Consider the following 16,522-nt stretch of genomic DNA (forward strand, 5'->3'; position numbering starts at 1 on the left):
GTCGTGCACGCGGACCTCCCGACGCCCAAGCCGACCTCCCCATGAGCCGGCAGCCGCCGGACGACACCCCCTACAGCCGGATCATCGCCACCTGCTCCCTGCTGGAGATCCCTCCCGCATGGCTGGAACAGACGGCCCCCGGCGGAATCATCGTCGCCCCGTTCGGCACCGAGTACGGCGGCGAGCAGATCATCCGTCTGACCGTGAACGGCGACGGGACCAGCGCGAGCGGCAAGTTCACCCGAGGCTCCGCGTTCATGCGACTCCGCCACCAGCGCACGGACCGGCCGTCGTTCGACGCCTACCTGCACGGGAAGGGGTGGCCAGCACACGGGGTGCGGAGCACCACCAGTCTGTCCCCTCGGGCCACGGGCGGGTGGTTCGAGCAGTTCGTCATCGGATCCGGCGTACCCGGTACGTTCTGGCGGACAGAGCGTTACGACAACGACGCCTACACACTGTGGCTCTACAGCCGCGACACCCTCTCCTGGGCCTCCGCCGACTACGAGCGCGACCGCACGAGGTACGAGGTGTACCAGTCCGGCCCCCGGAACCTCTGGGATGAGCTGGAAGCGGCCTACCGGTGGTGGGCGGACCAGGGCCGCCCCGGGTGCGGGCGGTTCGGCCTGACGGTCACCTTGGAGGGCCAGCACGTCTGGCTGGACTCCCCGGGCAACCCCGTCCCGCAGCACTGAGCGAGCCCGGCCGTCCGCACCGGACGGCCGGGCACTCAGAGCCGGACTACGCCCGGACTGCCAGCCGCTCGGTGCCGGCGATGGTGGCCGAGCCGACGACGCGGGTGCCGTCGTACAGCACCACGGCCTGGCCGGGGGCGATGCCGCGCACCGGGCTGTCCAACTGCACCCGCAGCTCGCCGTCCACGACGGAGGCGGAGACCGGCACCTCCTCGCCGTGGGCGCGCAGTTGGGCGGTGTACCGGCCGTCGGCGAGCGGCTCGGTGCCGCACCAGCGCGGCCGGATCGCGGTGAGCCCGGTGACGTCCAGGCCCTCGATCGGGCCGACGGTGACGGTGTTGTTCACCGGCGAGATGTCGAGCACGTAGCGGGGCTTGCCGTCCGCCGCCGGGCGGCCGATCCGCAGGCCCTTGCGCTGGCCGATGGTGAAGCCGTACGCGCCGTCGTGCTCGCCGAGCTTGGTGCCGTCGGCGTCGAGGATGTCGCCGGTGGCGGTGCCGAGGTGCTTGGCCAGGAAACCCTGGGTGTCGCCGTCGGCGATGAAGCAGATGTCGTGGCTGTCCGGCTTCTTGGCGACGGCCAGGCCGCGGCGCTCGGCCTCCTCGCGGATGGCGTCCTTGGTGGTGTCGCCGAGCGGGAACAGCGAGTGGGCGAGCTGGTCGGCGTCGAGCACGCCGAGGACGTACGACTGGTCCTTCGCCGCGTCGACGGCGCGGTGCAGTTGGCGCTCCCCGGACGGCAGGTCGACGATCCGGGCGTAGTGGCCGGTGCAGACCGCGTCGAAGCCGAGCGCGATCGCCTTGTCGAGCAGCGCGGCGAACTTGATCTTCTCGTTGCAGCGCAGGCAGGGATTGGGAGTGCGGCCGGCCGCGTACTCGGCGACGAAGTCGTCGATGACGTCCTCGCGGAAGCGCTCGGCGAGGTCCCAGACGTAGAACGGGATGCCGATCACGTCGGCCGCCCGCCACGCGTCCCGGGAGTCCTCGATGGTGCAGCAGCCGCGGGCCCCGGTACGGAAGGACTGCGGATTGGCGGACAGCGCCAGGTGGACGCCCGTCACCTCGTGCCCCGCTTCGGCGGCGCGGGCGGCGGCGACGGCGGAGTCGACGCCGCCGGACATCGCCGCGAGCACGCGCAGACGGCCGGTGGACGGAGCGGTCGGGGCACCCGGGAAGTCAGTCATGGTGACTACAAGAGTACGGGGCCGCCGTCCATGCCCGGCCGCCCGGAGGAACTACCGCCGCACCGAGGCCAGCCCCGCGTTGTGGGCCCGCTGGACGGCCGGGGCGAGCGCCTCGACCAGCGCCGTCACGTCCTCGCGCACCGAGGTGTGCCCGAGCGAGAACCGCAGCGAGGCCCGGGCCAGCGCCGGGTCGACGCCCATCGCGAGCAGTACGTGGCTGGGCTGCGGCACCCCGGCCGAGCAGGCCGAGCCGGTGGAGCACTCGATGCCCTGGGCGTCGAGCAGCATCAGCAGCGCGTCGCCCTCGCAGCCGGGGAAGGAGAAGTGCGCGTTGGCGGGCAGCCGCCCCTCGGCGGCCGGGTCGCCGTTGAGCACCGCGGCGGGGACGGTGGCCAGCACGGCGGCGATCAGCTCGTCGCGCAGCGCGCCGAGCACGACCGCGTGCTCCGGCTGGCGCTCGACCGCGAGGGCCGCGGCGGCGGCGAAGCCGGCGGCGGCGGGCGCGTCCAGGGTGCCGGAGCGGACGTCGCGTTCCTGGCCGCCGCCGTGCAGCAGCGGGACGGGCGCGGCGCCGCGCGAGAGCAGCAGCGCGCCGATGCCGAACGGTCCGCCGATCTTGTGTCCGGTGACGGTGAGCGCGGTGAGCCCCGACTCGGCGAAGGAGACCGGGACCTGCCCGAGCGCCTGCACCGCGTCGGCGTGCATCGGGATGCCGTACTCGGCCGCGACGGCGGCGAGTTCGCGCACCGGCTGGACGGTGCCGACCTCGTTGTTGGCCCACATCACGGTGACCAGCGCGACCGAGTACGGGTCCCGCTCGATCGCCTCGCGCAGCGCCTGCGGGTGCACCCGGCCGAGCAGGTCGACCGGCAGGTACTCGACGTCGGCGCCCTCGTGCTCGGAGAGCCAGTGCACCGCGTCCAGCACCGCGTGGTGCTCGACCGGGCTGCACAGCACCCGGGTGCGGGCCGGGTCGGCGTCCCGGCGGGCCCAGTACAGGCCCTTGACGGCGAGGTTGTCGGACTCGGTGCCCCCGCCGGTGAGCACGATCTCGCTCGGGCGGGCGCCCAGCGAGTCGGCCAGCGACTCGCGGGCCTCCTCGACCACCCGGCGGGCCCGGCGGCCGGCCGCGTGCAGGGACGAGGCGTTGCCGACCACCCCCAGGTGCGCCGACATCGCGGCGATCGCCTCGGGCAGCATCGGCGTGGTCGCCGCATGGTCCAGGTATGGCATAACCATCCGATTGTAGAGGGCACTCCCCGGGCCCCGTCCCGGTGTGCGCACCGATCCGGCCACCGGACGTCCACCGGACGACTCCCGGGTGTCGCCCGGGCGGTTCCCGGACCGCGCGCCCACCGGACACCGGTGTCCGGCACCCGTTTGACCCACCGCGCGGGCGAGCGGTTAGCCTGACGAACGCTTCCCGCGGACGGGCCCCGGCCCGGCCCGCGGGCACGGCCCGGGATCACGTCCCACTCTCACTTCCCATCGGCGCGGACAGGAGCGGTGCGCCATGTCGCAGTCGGTCGACCGCGCCCTGACCCTGCTCGGGTCGCTCGGCGACGGGCCGGTCTCCCTGGAGCAGGCCGCGACCAGCATCGGGGTGCACAAGTCCACCGCGCTGCGGCTGCTGCGCACCCTGGAGGAGCACGGCTTCGCGCAGCGCCAGCCCGATCTGCGCTACCGCCTCGGCGGCCGGGTGCTCTCACTGGCCCACCGGGCGCTGGAGGAGATCGACGTCCGGCAGGTCGCCGCGCCGTACCTGGCGGCGCTCAACGCGCGCTGCGGCTACACCGTCCAGCTGGCCGTGCTCCAGGACGGCGAGGTGCTGTACCTGGACGAGGTGGCCGGGAGCTGGGCCGGGCCGGGCACCGCCCGGGCGTCCCGGATCGGGCGGCGGGCGCCGGCCGGCGGGACGGCGATCGGCCGGGTGCTGCTGGCCGGGCTGCCCGAGGACGGCACCCCCGACGAGGAGTTGCCGGCCGAACTGGCGGCGGTGCGGCTGCGGGGCTGGGCGGCGGAGTCGGCCGAGCACCGGGAGCCGGTGACGTGCGTGGCCGCGCCGGTGGCGGGCAGCGGCGGCCGGACGGTCGCGGCCTGCGCGCTGAGCGCCCCGGCGAGCCAGGTGCCGCCGGCCGAACTCGCCCGGATGGTGCCGGAACTGCTCTGCACGGCGGAGGCGATCTCGCTCGCGTACGGCGGCTCGCCTACTCCTCGCTGGTGCGAGAACCGTTGCGGTGCCAGGCCCTCGGGGCGCGCCAGCCGTACTTCAGCGCGAGCATCCGCAGCCCGAAGGCGGTGAGCGCGGCGGCGGTGCCGGTGGCGCCGGTCAGCCGGTCGACGCCGATCAGCACCGCCACCAGGGCGGCGCCGACCAGGGCCGGGACGGCGTAGATCTCCCGGTCCCAGCGCAGCAGCGAGGGGATCTCGCCGGCCAGCACGTCGCGGATCACCCCGCCGCCGGCCGCGGTGACCATGCCGAGTGCGACGGCCGACACCGCGCCGAGCCCGTAGTCGTGCGCCTTGGCGGTGCCGGTGACGCAGAACAGGCCGAGGCCGAGGGCGTCCAGGGTCTGCACCGCCCGGTTGATCCGCTCGACCTCGGGGTGCAGGAAGAACACCACCAGCGCGGCGACCAGCGGGGTGATGAAGTACCCGAGGTTGCTGAACGCCGCGACGGGCGTCGCCCCGATCACCAGGTCCCGGATCACGCCGCCCCCGAGCGCGGTGACCTCGGCCAGCACCGCGATGCCGAAGATGTCCATGTTCTTGCGGACGGCGAGCAGCCCCCCGGAGAGGGCGAAGACGAAGATGCCGACGAGGTCCAGCGACTGCTGCACGTCGGAGGGGAAGATCTGCGAGGTCACCGAACAACTATGCCCCGTACGAAACCCTTCCCCCCTCCGCGTACGGCCGCGGTCCGTGGCCCCGCCTCGGACGCGCGGGCCCGGGCGACGACCGCCGCCGGTCCGGACACTCTGCGCAGAGTTGACGTGAACACCAAATTTCGACATATTCGCGAAATACTGCGGGTCGTACGGTATGGAGAATACAATTCTCATTTCCCTCCCGAATTCGATGCACCCTTTGCCCGGGTTGGCTGGTTTGGGAAATTGATCCCGGAAATAACTCATGGACGGGGCCGAATGCCGGTGGTAGTTTCATTTCCATCGAGAGAAGCACTGGGGCTTCGAACATGAACAACCGGAGAGGAGACTTCCGTGCGCTACAACGACTGAAATCCCTGATGCCGATTGCACCGGCATCCCCGATGTCCGAACGTCGACAGTCCGCGCCAATGGCCGGGACATTTAGCTCGGGTAGGTGAATTTCCATGCGTTACAACGACTAATTATATTGCCCGAACCGCGGCAGAGCCCGGTATCGTCGGCGAGAATTGGCGCCGGACCCGGATGCGTCCGGGTCCGGCGCACGCTCTTGGCCCAGCGGGAACATGGGCCTCATAGGCCGTTCAAGAATCCTAGGAATTGTCCATGAAACTCCCGGTCCGCTATGACCCCCTCGACAGCTCCACTCTCGCCGATCCCTATTCGGTCTACGCGGAGCTGCGCGCGTCGGAGCCTGTGCACTGGCACGAGAAGATGCAGAGCTGGGTGCTGACCCGGTACCGCGACTGCCAGATGGTGCTGCAGGACCCCGCGGTGTTCGCGACGGACTGGCGGCGTGCCGGCGAGTCGGTCTCCGAGCCGTGGCTGAGCCTCCAGACCCTCGACCCGCCGGACCACGGCCCGCTCCGCAGCCTCTTCATGAACGCCCTGCGCGCCCAGGACCTGGAGGCCGTCGGCGAGCAGGGCGAGGCCCTCGTCGGGTCGCTGCTCGACGGCCTGGAGGGCAGGGCGGAGTTCGATCTCATGTCGGAGGTCGTCGAGCCGCTCGCCCTGGCGACCATCTCGGAGCTCATGGGCATCGAGCAGCCGGACGTCAGGACCTTCGCCGCGATATCGGATGCCATCGTGCGGAGCATGGACGCCGGATTGGCGCCCGAAACCGCCGGGGACGGAATCGAGACCGGTACGGAACTCAGGAAACTCGGCATCGAGGCGCGCGGCCGACTGAGCGAAATGGTCGAGTCCTGGTTCACGGCCAATCCGCGCCCCGGACTGCTGGCCCATGTCGCCGGCAACCGTGCCGAGGTGGATGTCGCCGATTCCTTCGTCCGGAACACGGTGCGGGTCGTCTTCCAGTCCGGCTACAGCTCGATCGTCGCCGGTGCCGGAAATGCCATGCTGGCGCTGCTGGAGAACCCCGACAAATTCGAGGCGATGCGCGACCCGGCGCTGCTGTCGAGTGGTTTCGACGAACTCATGCGCTACGACGCGTCGGTTCAGGGGACCAGCCGCATCGTCACCGAGCCCGTCGTCGTCGGATCCGTCCAGCTCAAGCGCGGAGACGTCGTCGTGGTGCTTTTCGGCGCGGCAAACCGCGATCCCGAAAAATTCACCCGTCCCGACGAAATCATTCTGGACCGGACACCGAATCAGCACATGGCATTCGGCCGGGGCCCGCACACCTGCGTCGGAAACCTGTTCACCCAGGTGACGCTGCAGGCGCTGATCAAGGCCATTCTGCGGCGCCCCACACGCCTGCGGATGACCGGGGAGCCACTGCGCCAGCGCACCGCGACCATGCGCTACCTGGCGACGTTGCCGGTCACCTTCCAGGCGGCTGCCGCCACGTGACGAAAACGGATACGACGGCTCCCCCGACCCGGACGAGCGCTGCCCGGCTGGCCCTCGCCAGGGCGGTCCCGCCGGCCGGGCCGGTGCGCGGACTGACGCTGTCCACGTTCCTGACCACCCTCGGGGACGGGCTGTTCGCCACCGTCAGCGTTCTGTTCTTCACCCGGGTGGTGGGTCTGCGGATGGTGGACGTGGGCATCGGGCTCACGGTTGCCAGCCTGGCCGGCCTGCTGGCGGCCCTGCCGATCGGACACCTCTCCGACCGCATCGGGCCGCGGCGGGTCCTGCTCGTCCTCACCGTCGCCGCGGGGCCGGCGGTGCTGTGCTACCTGGCCGTCGGCTCCTTCTGGCCGTTCGCCGTCACGGCGTGCGCGGTGGGCGTCGTGCAGCGGGGCTGCCGCACGGTCCTGCCCGCCCTGGTGTCCCTGATCGCCTCGGCCGAGGAGCGGGTGACCGCGCGCGCGCACCAGCAGGTCGTGAGCAACATCGGGATCTCACTCGGCGCGGGAGCCGCCGGCCTGGCCCTGTACCTGGACACCCGGGCCGCGTACGAGGCGATGGTGGTCGTCGCGGCGCTGGCCTACGCGGGGTCGGCCCTCGTGCTGAACCGGATGCCCGTACGGCATCCGCCTCCCGCGCACATCGAGAAGCAGCCGCTGGGAGCAGCGCTCAAGGACCTCCGGTACCTGCGGTTCACCGGGCTGAACGCCGTGCTGTCGCTGAACGGCGCCCTCATGGAGATCGCCGTTCCGCTGTGGCTGGTCACCCACACCAAGGCACCCGCCTGGCTGTTCAGCGCCCTGATCGTCCTGAACACGGTCCTGGTGGTGATCTTCCAGGTCCAGGTGAGCTCCAAGGGCAACGACACCACCCCGGGCCTGTGGGGGCGGATCTCCCGCCTCGGCGGGTTCTTCCTCGGCTGCGCCTGCCTGCTGTACGGCGTCGCAGGCTGGGGGAACGCCCTGGTCGCGACCGGCATCCTCGGCCTGGGGATGATCGCCCACACGTGGGGGGAGATGTACCAGGTCTCCGGCGAATGGGGGCTCAGCTTCCAGCTCGCTCCCGAGCACGCCACCGGCCAGTACCAGGGCGTCCTGGCCATCGGCCGCGGAGCCGCCAATGTGGCCGCGCCGGTCGCCCTGGTCGCGGTCGTCGGGGCCGGTCAGTACGGGTGGGTGGCGCTGGCGGCCGTCTTCCTCGCGGCCGGGCTCGCGATGCCTGCGGCGACCCGGCTGCCCACCGGCAAGGGCCCCGACCCTGACGCGTGATCAACACCGCACCGCCCCAACCGGGATGAGGGCCCCGGACGCCACGATGCGCCGCACCGGAACGACCGGCTGATCAAAGCCGGTGTTCCGGTGCGGCGCATCGTTCGCGTGGGCCCACGCCCTACTTCCCCTCGCCCAGCTCGGGGAAGTGGCACGCCACCTCGTGCCCGGTCTTCAGCGCCGTCAGCGGCGGCTCCTGGCCGGCGCAGACGTCCTGGGCCTTCCAGCAGCGGGTGCGGAAGCGGCAGCCGCTGGGCGGGTTGATCGGCGAGGGGACGTCGCCCGTGAGCAGGATCCGCTCGCGGCCGGCCCGCTGGCGCCGGCGCGGGTCGGGCACCGGCACCGCGGACATCAGCGCGTTGGTGTACGGGTGCAGCGGGCTCGCGTAGAGGGAGTCGCGGTCGGCGATCTCGACGATCTTGCCGAGGTACATCACCGCGACCCGGTCCGAGACGTGCCGGACCACCGAGAGGTCGTGCGCGATGATCAGGTAGGTCAGGCCGAGTTCGCGCTGGAGGTCGTCCAGCAGGTTGACCACCTGGGCCTGGATGGAGACGTCCAGGGCGGAGACCGGCTCGTCCGCGATGATCATCTTCGGCCGGAGGGCGAGTGCCCGGGCGATGCCGATGCGCTGGCGCTGGCCGCCGGAGAACTCGTGCGGGTAGCGGTTGTAGTGCTCGGGGCTGAGCCCGCACAGTTCCAGCAGTTCCTGGACGGCCTTCTTGGTGCCACCCTCGGGCTCCACCTTCTGCAACCGGAACGGCGCGCCGACGATGGTGCCGACGGTGTGCCGCGGGTTGAGCGAGGAGTACGGGTCCTGGAAGATCATCTGGATGTCGCGGCGCAGCGGCCGCATCGCGCCGACGCCCAGGTGGGTGATGTCGGTGCCCTCGAACTCGACCTTCCCGCCGGTCGGTTCGTCGAGCCGGGTGACCAGTCGGCCCATCGTCGACTTGCCGCAGCCGGACTCGCCGACGACCCCGAGCGTCTCACCGGCGTTGACGGTGAAGTCGATGCCGTCGACGGCCCGCACCGCACCGGTCTGGCGGCGCAGCAGTCCGCCTCGGATCGGGAAGTGCCGGGTCAGGCCGGTCACCCGGAGCAGCGGCTCGCGGTCGGGGGCGGGCGCGGGCGCGGTGGCCGTGGCTGCCTGAGTGTCCGTCATCGGTTCTCTCCAGAAAGGTGGTACGAGGCCGGGCTCACAGCCGGGGCGCGATCTCTTCGGCGAAGATGCGGTGCCGTTCGGCGGCCGGGAGGTGGCAGGCCGCGTAGTGGCCGGGCGAGGCTTCGGCCAGCACCGGGAGCTCGCTCGCGGAGCGCCCGCCGGTCCGGTCGGCGTACGGGCAGCGCGGGTGGAAGGCGCAGCCGGACGGCACGTTGATCAGGCTGGGCGGGGTGCCCTTGACCGGGACGAGGCGGTCCTGGAGTTCGCGGTCCAGGCGCGGCATGGAGCCCAGCAGGCCCCAGGTGTAGGGGTGTTCGGGCGCGTCGAAGAGGGTCTCGGCGGGGCCGCGCTCGATGCACTTGCCGCCGTACATGACCAGGATGTCGTCGGCCAGTTCGGCGACCACCCCGAGGTCGTGGGTGATGATGATGACGGCCGAGCCGAACTCGTCCTGGAGGTCGCGGATGAGGTCCAGGATCTGCGCCTGGACGGTGACGTCCAGGGCGGTGGTGGGCTCGTCGGCGATCAGCAGCGAGGGGTCGTTGACCAGCGCCATGGCGATCATGGCGCGCTGGCGCATGCCGCCGGAGAACTGGTGCGGGTAGTCGTCCACCCGGCGGTCGGGCTGCGGGATGCCGACCCGGTCGAGCATCTCGACCGCGCGGGCCCGGGCCTGCTTCTTGGACGCCTGGGGGTGGTGCACCCGGTACGCCTCGACGATCTGCGCGCCGACGGTGTAGTAGGGGTGCATCGCGGTCAGCGGGTCCTGGAAGATCATCGCCATCTCGCGGCCGCGCAGTTGGCGCACCCGTTCGGGGCCGGCCGCGATCAGGTCCTCGCCGTCCAGCCGGATCTCGCCGGTGATCCGGGCCCGCTTGGTGCGGTGCAGGCCCATGATGCCGAGCGAGGTGACGGACTTGCCGGAGCCGGACTCGCCGACGATGCCGAGGGTGCGGCCCTTGTGCAGGTCGAAGCTGACCCCGTCCACCGAGCGGACCAGGCCGTCGTCGGTGTCGAAGTGGATCCGCAGGTCGCGGACGGAGAGGAAGGGGTCGCCGGACGGGGCCTGGGCGGCGACCGCCTCGGTCTTCTGGAGCTCGGTCACGAGAGCCTCACCCGGGGGTCGACGAGTGCGTACAGGAGGTCGACCACGAGGTTGCAGGCGACGATGAAGAAGGCGGCGAGCAGGGTGACGCCGAGGATCTTGGGCAGGTCGTTGTCGGCGATCGCCTGGACGGCGAAGGCGCCGACGCCCTGGAGCGAGAAGACCTGCTCGGTGATGAGGGCGCCGCCGAGGAGCAGTCCGAGGTCCATGCCGAAGATGGTGATGACGGGTGTCAGCGCGGCGCGCAGTCCGTGCCGGGCGACGACCTTGCGCTCGACCAGGCCCTTGGCCCGGGCGGTGCGGATGTAGTCCTCGCTCATGGTCTCCAGCATTCCGGCGCGGGTGAGCCGGGCGTAGAGCGCGGAGTAGAGGAAGGCCAGCGAGATCCACGGGAGGATCAGGTTGCGGGCCCACATCAGCGGGTCGTCGGCGAAGTCGACGTACTGGAGGTTGTCCAGGATCGGCCACTCGTAGCTGAACAGGGTGAGCAGCACCGCGCCGGTGAAGAAGACCGGCAGCGAGACGCCGGCGAGGGAGATGCCCATGGCGATCCGGTCGAAGACCGAGCGCGGCTTGAGCGCGGAGACGACGCCGGTGGCGACGCCGGAGACCAGCCAGAGCACGGCCGCGCCGACGGCGAGCGAGAGGGTGATCGGGACGCGCTTGATCAGCTCGGGCCAGACCTCCAGGTGGTTCTTGAAGGAGTAGCCGAAGCACGGTACGTGGCAGGTGACCGGGTCCGGGCCGAACTTGTACTCGGCGCCGCTGACCAGGCCCTTGAGGAAGTTCCAGTACTGGGTGTACAGCGGCTGGTCGAACCCGAGGTTCTTCTTGACCGCGGCGATCGCCTCGGGGGAGGGGTTCTTCCCGACGTACTGCGTGGCCAGTTGGTCGGTGGTCTCGCCGGCGATGCGCGGGAGCAGGAAGAAGATCGCGAAGGTGACAGCGCTGACCACCAGCAGCAGCACGACGGCCGCGAAGATCCTGCGGATGATGTAGGCAAACACAGTTGGGCGGCTCCGGCGGCCCGCCGCCGTCCGGGGTCTTCCGGACGGCGGCGGGCGGCCGCTGCCTTCACCTGCCTTCAGGGATGTGGAGCCAGGCTCTTTACTTGGTGGTGCCGATGTTCAGGTAGTCGTACTCACCCGAGAAGCCCGAGGTGGACACCAGGTTGGTGGCGCTGTCCGGGCGGTACAGGAAGACCTTGAAGTAGGTCAGCGGGACGTAGACCGCCTGGTCCATGATCTTCTTGTCGATCTGGCCGTAGATCTTCTCGCGCGCCGACTGGTCGGTGTTGGTGATGGCGTCGTCGAGCAGCTTGTTGACCTCGGGGTCGTTGAGCTGGGCCAGGTTGCTGTTGCCGGAGGCCTTGATGGCGCGGCCGTCGGAGATCTGCTGCAGGAAGCCGTAGCCGGTCGGCCAGTCGGCGCTCCACTGCATCATCATCAGACCGATGTTGTGGTCCTGGGTGAACTGCGGGACACCGGCGGCGTCCGAGAAGTACTTGCCCTGCGCGTACTTCTGGATCTCGACGTTGATGTTGATCTTCTTCAGCGCGGCCTGGATCGCAGTCGCGGCCTGGACCTCCGGGTCGCGCTCGGTGCGGGCGGTGATCACCGTGCTGAACCCGTCGGACTTGCCGCAGGCCTTGAGGGCGTCCTTGGCCTTGGCCTCGTCACCCTTGTTGCCGTTGGTCGCCCAGGTGTTGAAGTCCTGGTGGCCCGGGACGTCCGGCGGGATCACCGTGTTGGCGATCTGGCCGCGGATCGGGCCGCCGAGCGTGGTCTGCACGGAGACCTTGTCGATCGCGTACTGGACGGCCTTGCGGCACTCCAGGTTGTCGAACGGCGCGACCTTGGTGTTGATCGCGACGTACGCCAGGCGACCGCCGTAGGCGTTGTCGGTGTTCGCCTTGAGCTTCTGGTTCTGCAGGATCTGCGCCTGGGTCTGCGGGTCGACGCCGCTGCCGACCAGGTCCACCTGGGCGTTGCCCGCGATCAGGTCCTTGTCGATGGTGGACTGCTCCATGCCCATCCGGACCACGATCTTGTCCGCGAGCTGCTTGCGGATCGGGTCGGTGCTCGGGTCCCAGTTGGTGTTCGGCACCAGGGTGAGCTGCTTGCCGTCCTCGTAGGACTCGAACTTGTAGGCACCCGAGGCGACCACGTGCTTCACGTAGCCGGCGCCGTCGTCCTTGGCCTGCGGGACCGGGACGGTCTGCGGGGAGCCGACCAGGTAGTCGAAGTCCGCGAACGGCTGCTTCAGGTGGAAGACGATGGTCTGGTCGTCCGGCGTCTCGATCGAGTTCAGGCCGCCGGTCTTGTCCTTGTACGGGCCCTGGTACGGGGTCTCGTTGTCGACCAGCAGGTCGTGGAAGTAGGTGGGGCCGTTGGAGTTCACGTCCGGCGCGAAGTTGGAGCGCTCGACGGCGTACTTGACGTCCTTCGAGCTGATCGGGGTGCCGTCGTCGAACTTCAGGCCCGCGCGCAGCTTGTACGTCCAGGTCAGGCCGTCCGCGCTGACCTTGCCCAGGCTCTCGGCGAGGTCCGGGACCAGCTTGTTGCCGTTCGAGCCGGCGCCCGGGGCGAAGGTGGTCAGCGGACGCCCGTACAGGCGCGAGAAGTTGTAGATGTAGGCGTAGTACGTGTTGCCCGGGTCGAAGGAGTCCGGGGCGCCCTTCATCTCGTAGGTGACCGTCCCGCCCTTCTTGTCCGAGGCGTTGACGATGCCCTTGGTGGCGGCGTCGGCACCGCCGCCACCGGCGCTGCTGCCGCTGGCGGAGGAGGACGAGCCGGAGCCCTTGCTGCCGGAGGTGCAGCCGGTCACGATCAGGACCGCGGCGGCTGCCGCCGCGGTCAGGGCGACGGTACGGGACCTGCGCATGGGTGAGATCAACCCCTTGAGGATGGGAAGGAGGGAGGGCCTGACGTTGCGTCAGTTGCTCTTGGGATCGAGGGCGTCACGCAGCCCGTCGCCGAGCAGGTTGAAGGCGAGCACGGTGAGGAAGATCGCCAGACCGGGGACCACCATGTACTGGGGGTCCACCTGGTAGTACTTGATCGCGTCCTGGAGGATCCCGCCCCAGGAGGCCTGCGGCGGCTGGATGCCGACGCCGAGGAAGCTGAGGCCCGCCTCGAAGAGGATGTTGGTCGGGATCAGCAGGGTCGAGTAGACCAGGATCGGACCGACCAGGTTCGGCAGCAGTTCCTTGAACAGGATGAACGGGCCGCGGGCGCCCAGGCTGCGGGCCGCGTGGACGAACTCCCGCTCGCGCAGCGACAGCGTCTGTCCGCGCACGATCCGGCCCATGTAGGGCCAGTTGAAGAAGCCGATCACGAAGATCAGCACCATGATGTGCAGCGGGAGGCCGTGCAGGCCGAACGCGCCGCCCTGCAGCGAGGTCGAGATCGCGATGGCGAAGAGCAGCAGCGGGAAGGCGAGGAAGACGTCCATGACGCGGCTGATCACGGTGTCCACCCAGCCGCCGTAGTAGCCGGCCATGACACCGAGCACGGTGCCGATCGTGTTCGACAACAGGGTCGCGCCGAAGGCGACCAGCAGGGAGACCCAGGAGCCCTCGATCACGCGGGAGAGCAGGTCGCGGCCCTGGAGCGGGTCGACGCCGAGCGGGTGGTCCCAGCTCATCCCGCCCCAGTCACCGAGCGGGATGCCGCCCAGGTTGGCGTCGAGCAGGTCCTGGTTCAGGGCGTCGGGGTCGAGGCCGAACAGGGCCTCGATGGGCTTGGCCAGTACGGCCAGCAGGATCAGCAGGATCACCACGACGCCGCCGGCGACGGCGAGTTTGTCGCGCTTGAAGCGGGTCCAGGCGATCTGGCCGAGGGAGCGGCCCTCGATCTTCTTGGCCGGGCTCGCGGGGGCGGGTGCCTCCGGTTCGTTCCCGGTGGTTGCGATGGGTGCGGTCATGGTCAGTTGGTCCCCTCGCCGACGGTGGCCGGCCCACGGGCGCCGGTCACCGGTTCGGCGGTACGGCTGCGGACGTGCGGAGGTGCTTGGAACGGGTGTTCGCGGCAGTACGTCGTGCACGGGTACTGCCCCAACGCAGGATGGGCTTCGCGTGGTTCTGGCGGTCGGCGTGCGCGTTCACCTTCGTGGGGTTCCCAGTACGCGCGGTGCGTTGCGCAGAACTCTCTGCCATCCGAACTGGCTTGCGCCAGCCCTGACAACCGACAGATGCCCAACTGTGATCTGTGCGCATGCACCTCCTCCGTCTTCGGCATATCCCTCTTCACACGGCTGTAACTGGCATGTCAAGATGATCGACGGTAACGGCCGGAAGTTCGTCCGGAAAGCACCGAAGCCGACCTGATGCAAGATCAAGTCGGCTTCTGGAAAAAGGTTTTGGTTGTCAGCGCCCCGGGTATCCGGGCCACGGCTGCTGCGGCTGCCCGGTCCAGCCCTGCGCGGGCTGCTGCGTGCCGTAGCCGTAGCCCGGCCCCTGCTGCGCGGGGTACGGCGGAGGCGGCACCGGCGGGTACGGGCCGGTCGGCGGCCGCCCCGCCTCCCGATCGAAGAACGGGCGCGCATGGGCCCGCATCCACAGCGCCACCGGGTCGTACTCGTCCGCCATCGCCACCGTGGACACCGCCAGCCCCTCCGGGGCCACCGCGATCGCCCGCTGCATCAGCGCCCGCACGGCCTCCACCGCCGGCGGTGAACTCTCGTACAGCTCCAGGCCGATCGCCAGGTACGGCTCCCCCACGGCCGGCTGCACCCAGGCCCGGCGCAGCGCCCGCACCGCGCGCACCTCACCGGCCTGCCGCTCCAGCAGCGCGAAGAACGGCTGGGCGTTCAGCTGCGGCTCGCTCAGCTTCAACGGCCCGGCCGGCAGCCGCTCCAGGCCCGCGGCGATCCGCCGCAGGTCCGCCCAGGGCACCCCGACCCCGCCGCCGGGCGCGTGCGGGTTGAGCCACAGGCCCCAGCGGGTCCGGTACAGCGAAGCGGCGATCTCCCGCCCGGAGATGACCTCGTGGGCCCGCGCCCAGCCGGACGACGCCAACTGCTCGGACGAGGTGACGGCCGGCGCGTAGCCGTGGCCGCTGATCTCCATGTTCCCGTACTGGGCGTCAGCGCTGCCCGGCGCACCGTGCCACAGCAGCATCCAGACCTGGCCGTCCGCCAGTGCGTGCAGCAGTTGCTCGTACGCCTCGTAGCGCTCCGGCGCGACCTCGCGCAGGGCGCGCTCCAGCGCGCCCGGATCCGCTCCGGGGCGCCCGGCGGGTGCCTGGCCCCAGGGCCCCGGTGCACCGCCCGCTACCGCTCCCGCACTCATGCGCCCACCTCGCCGCGCCTCTTTCCTCAAGCCTGCCGACCCGTCGGCCGTCTGCACGCACCCTATGGCGCGGCACCGGCCACCGCCACGGCGACGTGCCTCCGATACGAACCCCGCTCAACCCCGCGCGTAGAAAGGGAGTACCCGGGTGAGCAGCCACTCGACCACCGGGTCATCGGCGAGATCGAGCAGTACGAGGTGGACGCCCCCCGGCAGCGGCGCGGTTCCCAGCGCGCGGCCGAGCGCCTCGTTCACCGCGCCGGGGTCGGCCGGGGCCGTCTGGTCCAGCTGGACGCCCACGAACATCACGGTCGGCTCGCCCTCGATGCTGGCGAGTGCCCGGCGCGCGGTCAACACTCCGGGCAGAGCGGACAGTTCGGCCCGGCAGGCGGCCAGGAAGTGCTCCGGGTCCTCCCCCGGCACCGGCTCGCGCAGCGCCACCCGGCCACCGGTCGGCGCCTCCGGGCCCTGTCCCTGTCCCTGGTTCTGGTTCTGGTTCTGGTTCTGACTCTGCTCCTGGTCGGCCAGGCGCTCCTCGCGCGGGCCGCGCCGCAGCTCCGCCACACCCTGCGGCGGCACCGGGATGCCCACCGCCGCCTCCGGGTTGACCGCGATGCCCACGCCCAGCGGCAGCCCGCGGGCGAACTCCCAGACCGGCGCCACCGCGAAGGCCATCCCCGGCGCCTGCCGCAGGAACACCTCCTGCGAGGAGAACACCGGCACGTACGGCTCGCCGGCCAGCTCGATGGTCGGCAGGTCCAGCGCGGGCCCCCGCGGGTCGCCGCCGGCCGGCAGCGGGATCCACACCTGGCTGCGGGCCAGCACCTCGATCACCCGCGGCGTCGCACCCGGATCGCCCAGCGCGGCGGTCAGCACCTGCTCCAGCTCGTTGGCCGGCCACCCGCCGCCCGGCGGCGCCGACTCCGGCCCGCCCCACCCCTGCTGCTGCTCCACCGGGTACCCCATGCGCGCCTGATCCGCCCTCTGCCGGTCGGCCGCCCTCTGCTGCGCCGACGCGCAGCAGTCTAGGCCCGGACTTCGCACATGGGGTTTTAGGTCTCCAGCCAGCGGGGTCGGGTTTCGTCTATGCCGAGGAGTTCGAGTAGGTGTGCTTGG

Annotated in this window: 14 protein-coding genes; 4 read left to right on the forward strand and 10 right to left on the reverse strand. The window is 70.9% G+C overall.

What is annotated here, in order from left to right; translation table 11 throughout:
* The first annotated feature begins 41 nt into the window (after positions 1–41).
* Complete coding sequence (locus AB0P03_RS37890; protein WP_363633239.1) at positions 42–695, forward strand: hypothetical protein; 654 nt, start codon at positions 42–44, stop codon at positions 693–695.
* 46 nt (positions 696–741) lie between these two features.
* Here the strand turns inward: AB0P03_RS37890 and mnmA are convergent, their stop codons facing one another.
* Both mnmA and AB0P03_RS37900 read right to left on the reverse strand, forming a co-directional pair.
* Positions 742–1,878, reverse strand: a complete 1,137-nt coding sequence (gene mnmA, locus AB0P03_RS37895; protein ID WP_363633241.1) for a tRNA 2-thiouridine(34) synthase MnmA — start codon at positions 1,876–1,878, stop codon at positions 742–744.
* A gap of 51 nt (positions 1,879–1,929) precedes the next feature.
* Complete coding sequence (locus tag AB0P03_RS37900) at positions 1,930–3,111, reverse strand: cysteine desulfurase family protein (RefSeq protein ID WP_363582110.1); 1,182 nt, start codon at positions 3,109–3,111, stop codon at positions 1,930–1,932.
* Positions 3,112–3,391: 280 nt separating this feature from the next.
* On the opposite strand from AB0P03_RS37900, the gene AB0P03_RS37905 reads away from it, so the two are divergent.
* Positions 3,392–4,180: an IclR family transcriptional regulator gene (locus AB0P03_RS37905; protein ID WP_363619264.1), complete on the forward strand. Its 789-nt coding sequence runs from the start codon at positions 3,392–3,394 to the stop codon at positions 4,178–4,180.
* On the opposite strand, the gene AB0P03_RS37910 is transcribed toward AB0P03_RS37905, so the two are convergent.
* Positions 4,086–4,745: a trimeric intracellular cation channel family protein gene (locus tag AB0P03_RS37910; RefSeq protein ID WP_363582106.1), complete on the reverse strand. Its 660-nt coding sequence runs from the start codon at positions 4,743–4,745 to the stop codon at positions 4,086–4,088. The genes AB0P03_RS37905 and AB0P03_RS37910 overlap by 95 nt on opposite strands.
* 627 nt (positions 4,746–5,372) lie before the next feature.
* On the opposite strand from AB0P03_RS37910, the gene AB0P03_RS37915 reads away from it, so the two are divergent.
* Together AB0P03_RS37915 and AB0P03_RS37920 are read left to right on the forward strand one after the other, a co-directional pair.
* Positions 5,373–6,578 carry a cytochrome P450 gene (locus tag AB0P03_RS37915; protein ID WP_363633243.1) on the forward strand — a complete coding sequence of 402 codons (1,206 nt, stop codon included), beginning with the start codon at positions 5,373–5,375 and terminating at the stop codon, positions 6,576–6,578.
* Positions 6,575–7,846, forward strand: coding sequence for an MFS transporter (locus tag AB0P03_RS37920; RefSeq protein WP_363633245.1), 1,272 nt, complete (start codon positions 6,575–6,577; stop codon positions 7,844–7,846). The genes AB0P03_RS37915 and AB0P03_RS37920 overlap by 4 nt, the downstream gene beginning before the upstream one ends.
* A 121-nt stretch (positions 7,847–7,967) precedes the next feature.
* On the opposite strand, the gene AB0P03_RS37925 is transcribed toward AB0P03_RS37920, so the two are convergent.
* From AB0P03_RS37925 to AB0P03_RS37955, 7 genes are all read right to left on the reverse strand, one after another.
* The gene (locus AB0P03_RS37925; protein WP_363619267.1) at positions 7,968–9,011 is read right to left on the reverse strand and encodes a dipeptide ABC transporter ATP-binding protein; all 1,044 of its coding nucleotides are present in this window, start codon (positions 9,009–9,011) and stop codon (positions 7,968–7,970) included.
* A 34-nt stretch (positions 9,012–9,045) separates the two neighbouring features.
* Entirely contained in the window at positions 9,046–10,116 is a 1,071-nt protein-coding gene (locus tag AB0P03_RS37930; RefSeq protein ID WP_363582098.1) for an ABC transporter ATP-binding protein, read from the reverse strand.
* Complete coding sequence (locus AB0P03_RS37935; protein ID WP_350884652.1) at positions 10,113–11,123, reverse strand: ABC transporter permease; 1,011 nt, start codon at positions 11,121–11,123, stop codon at positions 10,113–10,115. The genes AB0P03_RS37930 and AB0P03_RS37935 overlap by 4 nt, the downstream gene beginning before the upstream one ends.
* Before the next feature lie 100 nt (positions 11,124–11,223).
* On the reverse strand, positions 11,224–12,999 hold the full coding sequence (locus AB0P03_RS37940; protein WP_363582094.1) for an ABC transporter substrate-binding protein: 1,776 nt from the start codon (positions 12,997–12,999) through the stop codon (positions 11,224–11,226).
* Positions 13,000–13,050: 51 nt separating this feature from the next.
* Entirely contained in the window at positions 13,051–14,040 is a 990-nt protein-coding gene (locus AB0P03_RS37945; RefSeq protein ID WP_363582092.1) for an ABC transporter permease, read from the reverse strand.
* A gap of 442 nt (positions 14,041–14,482) precedes the next feature.
* Positions 14,483–15,406, reverse strand: coding sequence for an enhanced serine sensitivity protein SseB C-terminal domain-containing protein (locus tag AB0P03_RS37950; RefSeq protein ID WP_363582090.1), 924 nt, complete (start codon positions 15,404–15,406; stop codon positions 14,483–14,485).
* Positions 15,407–15,523: 117 nt separating this feature from the next.
* Complete coding sequence (locus AB0P03_RS37955) at positions 15,524–16,372, reverse strand: enhanced serine sensitivity protein SseB C-terminal domain-containing protein (protein WP_363633247.1); 849 nt, start codon at positions 16,370–16,372, stop codon at positions 15,524–15,526.
* Between the last annotated feature and the right edge of the window lie 150 nt (positions 16,373–16,522).

Origin of the sequence: Kitasatospora sp. NPDC088779 (assembly GCF_040685395.1) — a bacterium.
Lineage (GTDB): Bacteria > Actinomycetota > Actinomycetes > Streptomycetales > Streptomycetaceae > Kitasatospora.

Excerpts from the sequence above, each read along its gene's own strand:
- AB0P03_RS37890 (WP_363633239.1), top strand. The coding sequence starts at position 42 with ATGAGCCGGCAGCCGCCGGACGACACCCCCTACAGCCGGATCATCGCC.
- mnmA (WP_363633241.1), bottom strand. The coding sequence starts at position 1,878 with ATGACTGACTTCCCGGGTGCCCCGACCGCTCCGTCCACCGGCCGTCTG.
- AB0P03_RS37900 (WP_363582110.1), bottom strand. The coding sequence starts at position 3,111 with ATGCCATACCTGGACCATGCGGCGACCACGCCGATGCTGCCCGAGGCG.
- AB0P03_RS37905 (WP_363619264.1), top strand. The coding sequence starts at position 3,392 with ATGTCGCAGTCGGTCGACCGCGCCCTGACCCTGCTCGGGTCGCTCGGC.
- AB0P03_RS37915 (WP_363633243.1), top strand. The coding sequence starts at position 5,373 with ATGAAACTCCCGGTCCGCTATGACCCCCTCGACAGCTCCACTCTCGCC.
- AB0P03_RS37925 (WP_363619267.1), bottom strand. The coding sequence starts at position 9,011 with ATGACGGACACTCAGGCAGCCACGGCCACCGCGCCCGCGCCCGCCCCC.
- AB0P03_RS37940 (WP_363582094.1), bottom strand. The coding sequence starts at position 12,999 with ATGCGCAGGTCCCGTACCGTCGCCCTGACCGCGGCGGCAGCCGCCGCG.
- AB0P03_RS37945 (WP_363582092.1), bottom strand. The coding sequence starts at position 14,040 with ATGACCGCACCCATCGCAACCACCGGGAACGAACCGGAGGCACCCGCC.
- AB0P03_RS37950 (WP_363582090.1), bottom strand. The coding sequence starts at position 15,406 with ATGAGTGCGGGAGCGGTAGCGGGCGGTGCACCGGGGCCCTGGGGCCAG.
- AB0P03_RS37955 (WP_363633247.1), bottom strand. The coding sequence starts at position 16,372 with ATGGGGTACCCGGTGGAGCAGCAGCAGGGGTGGGGCGGGCCGGAGTCG.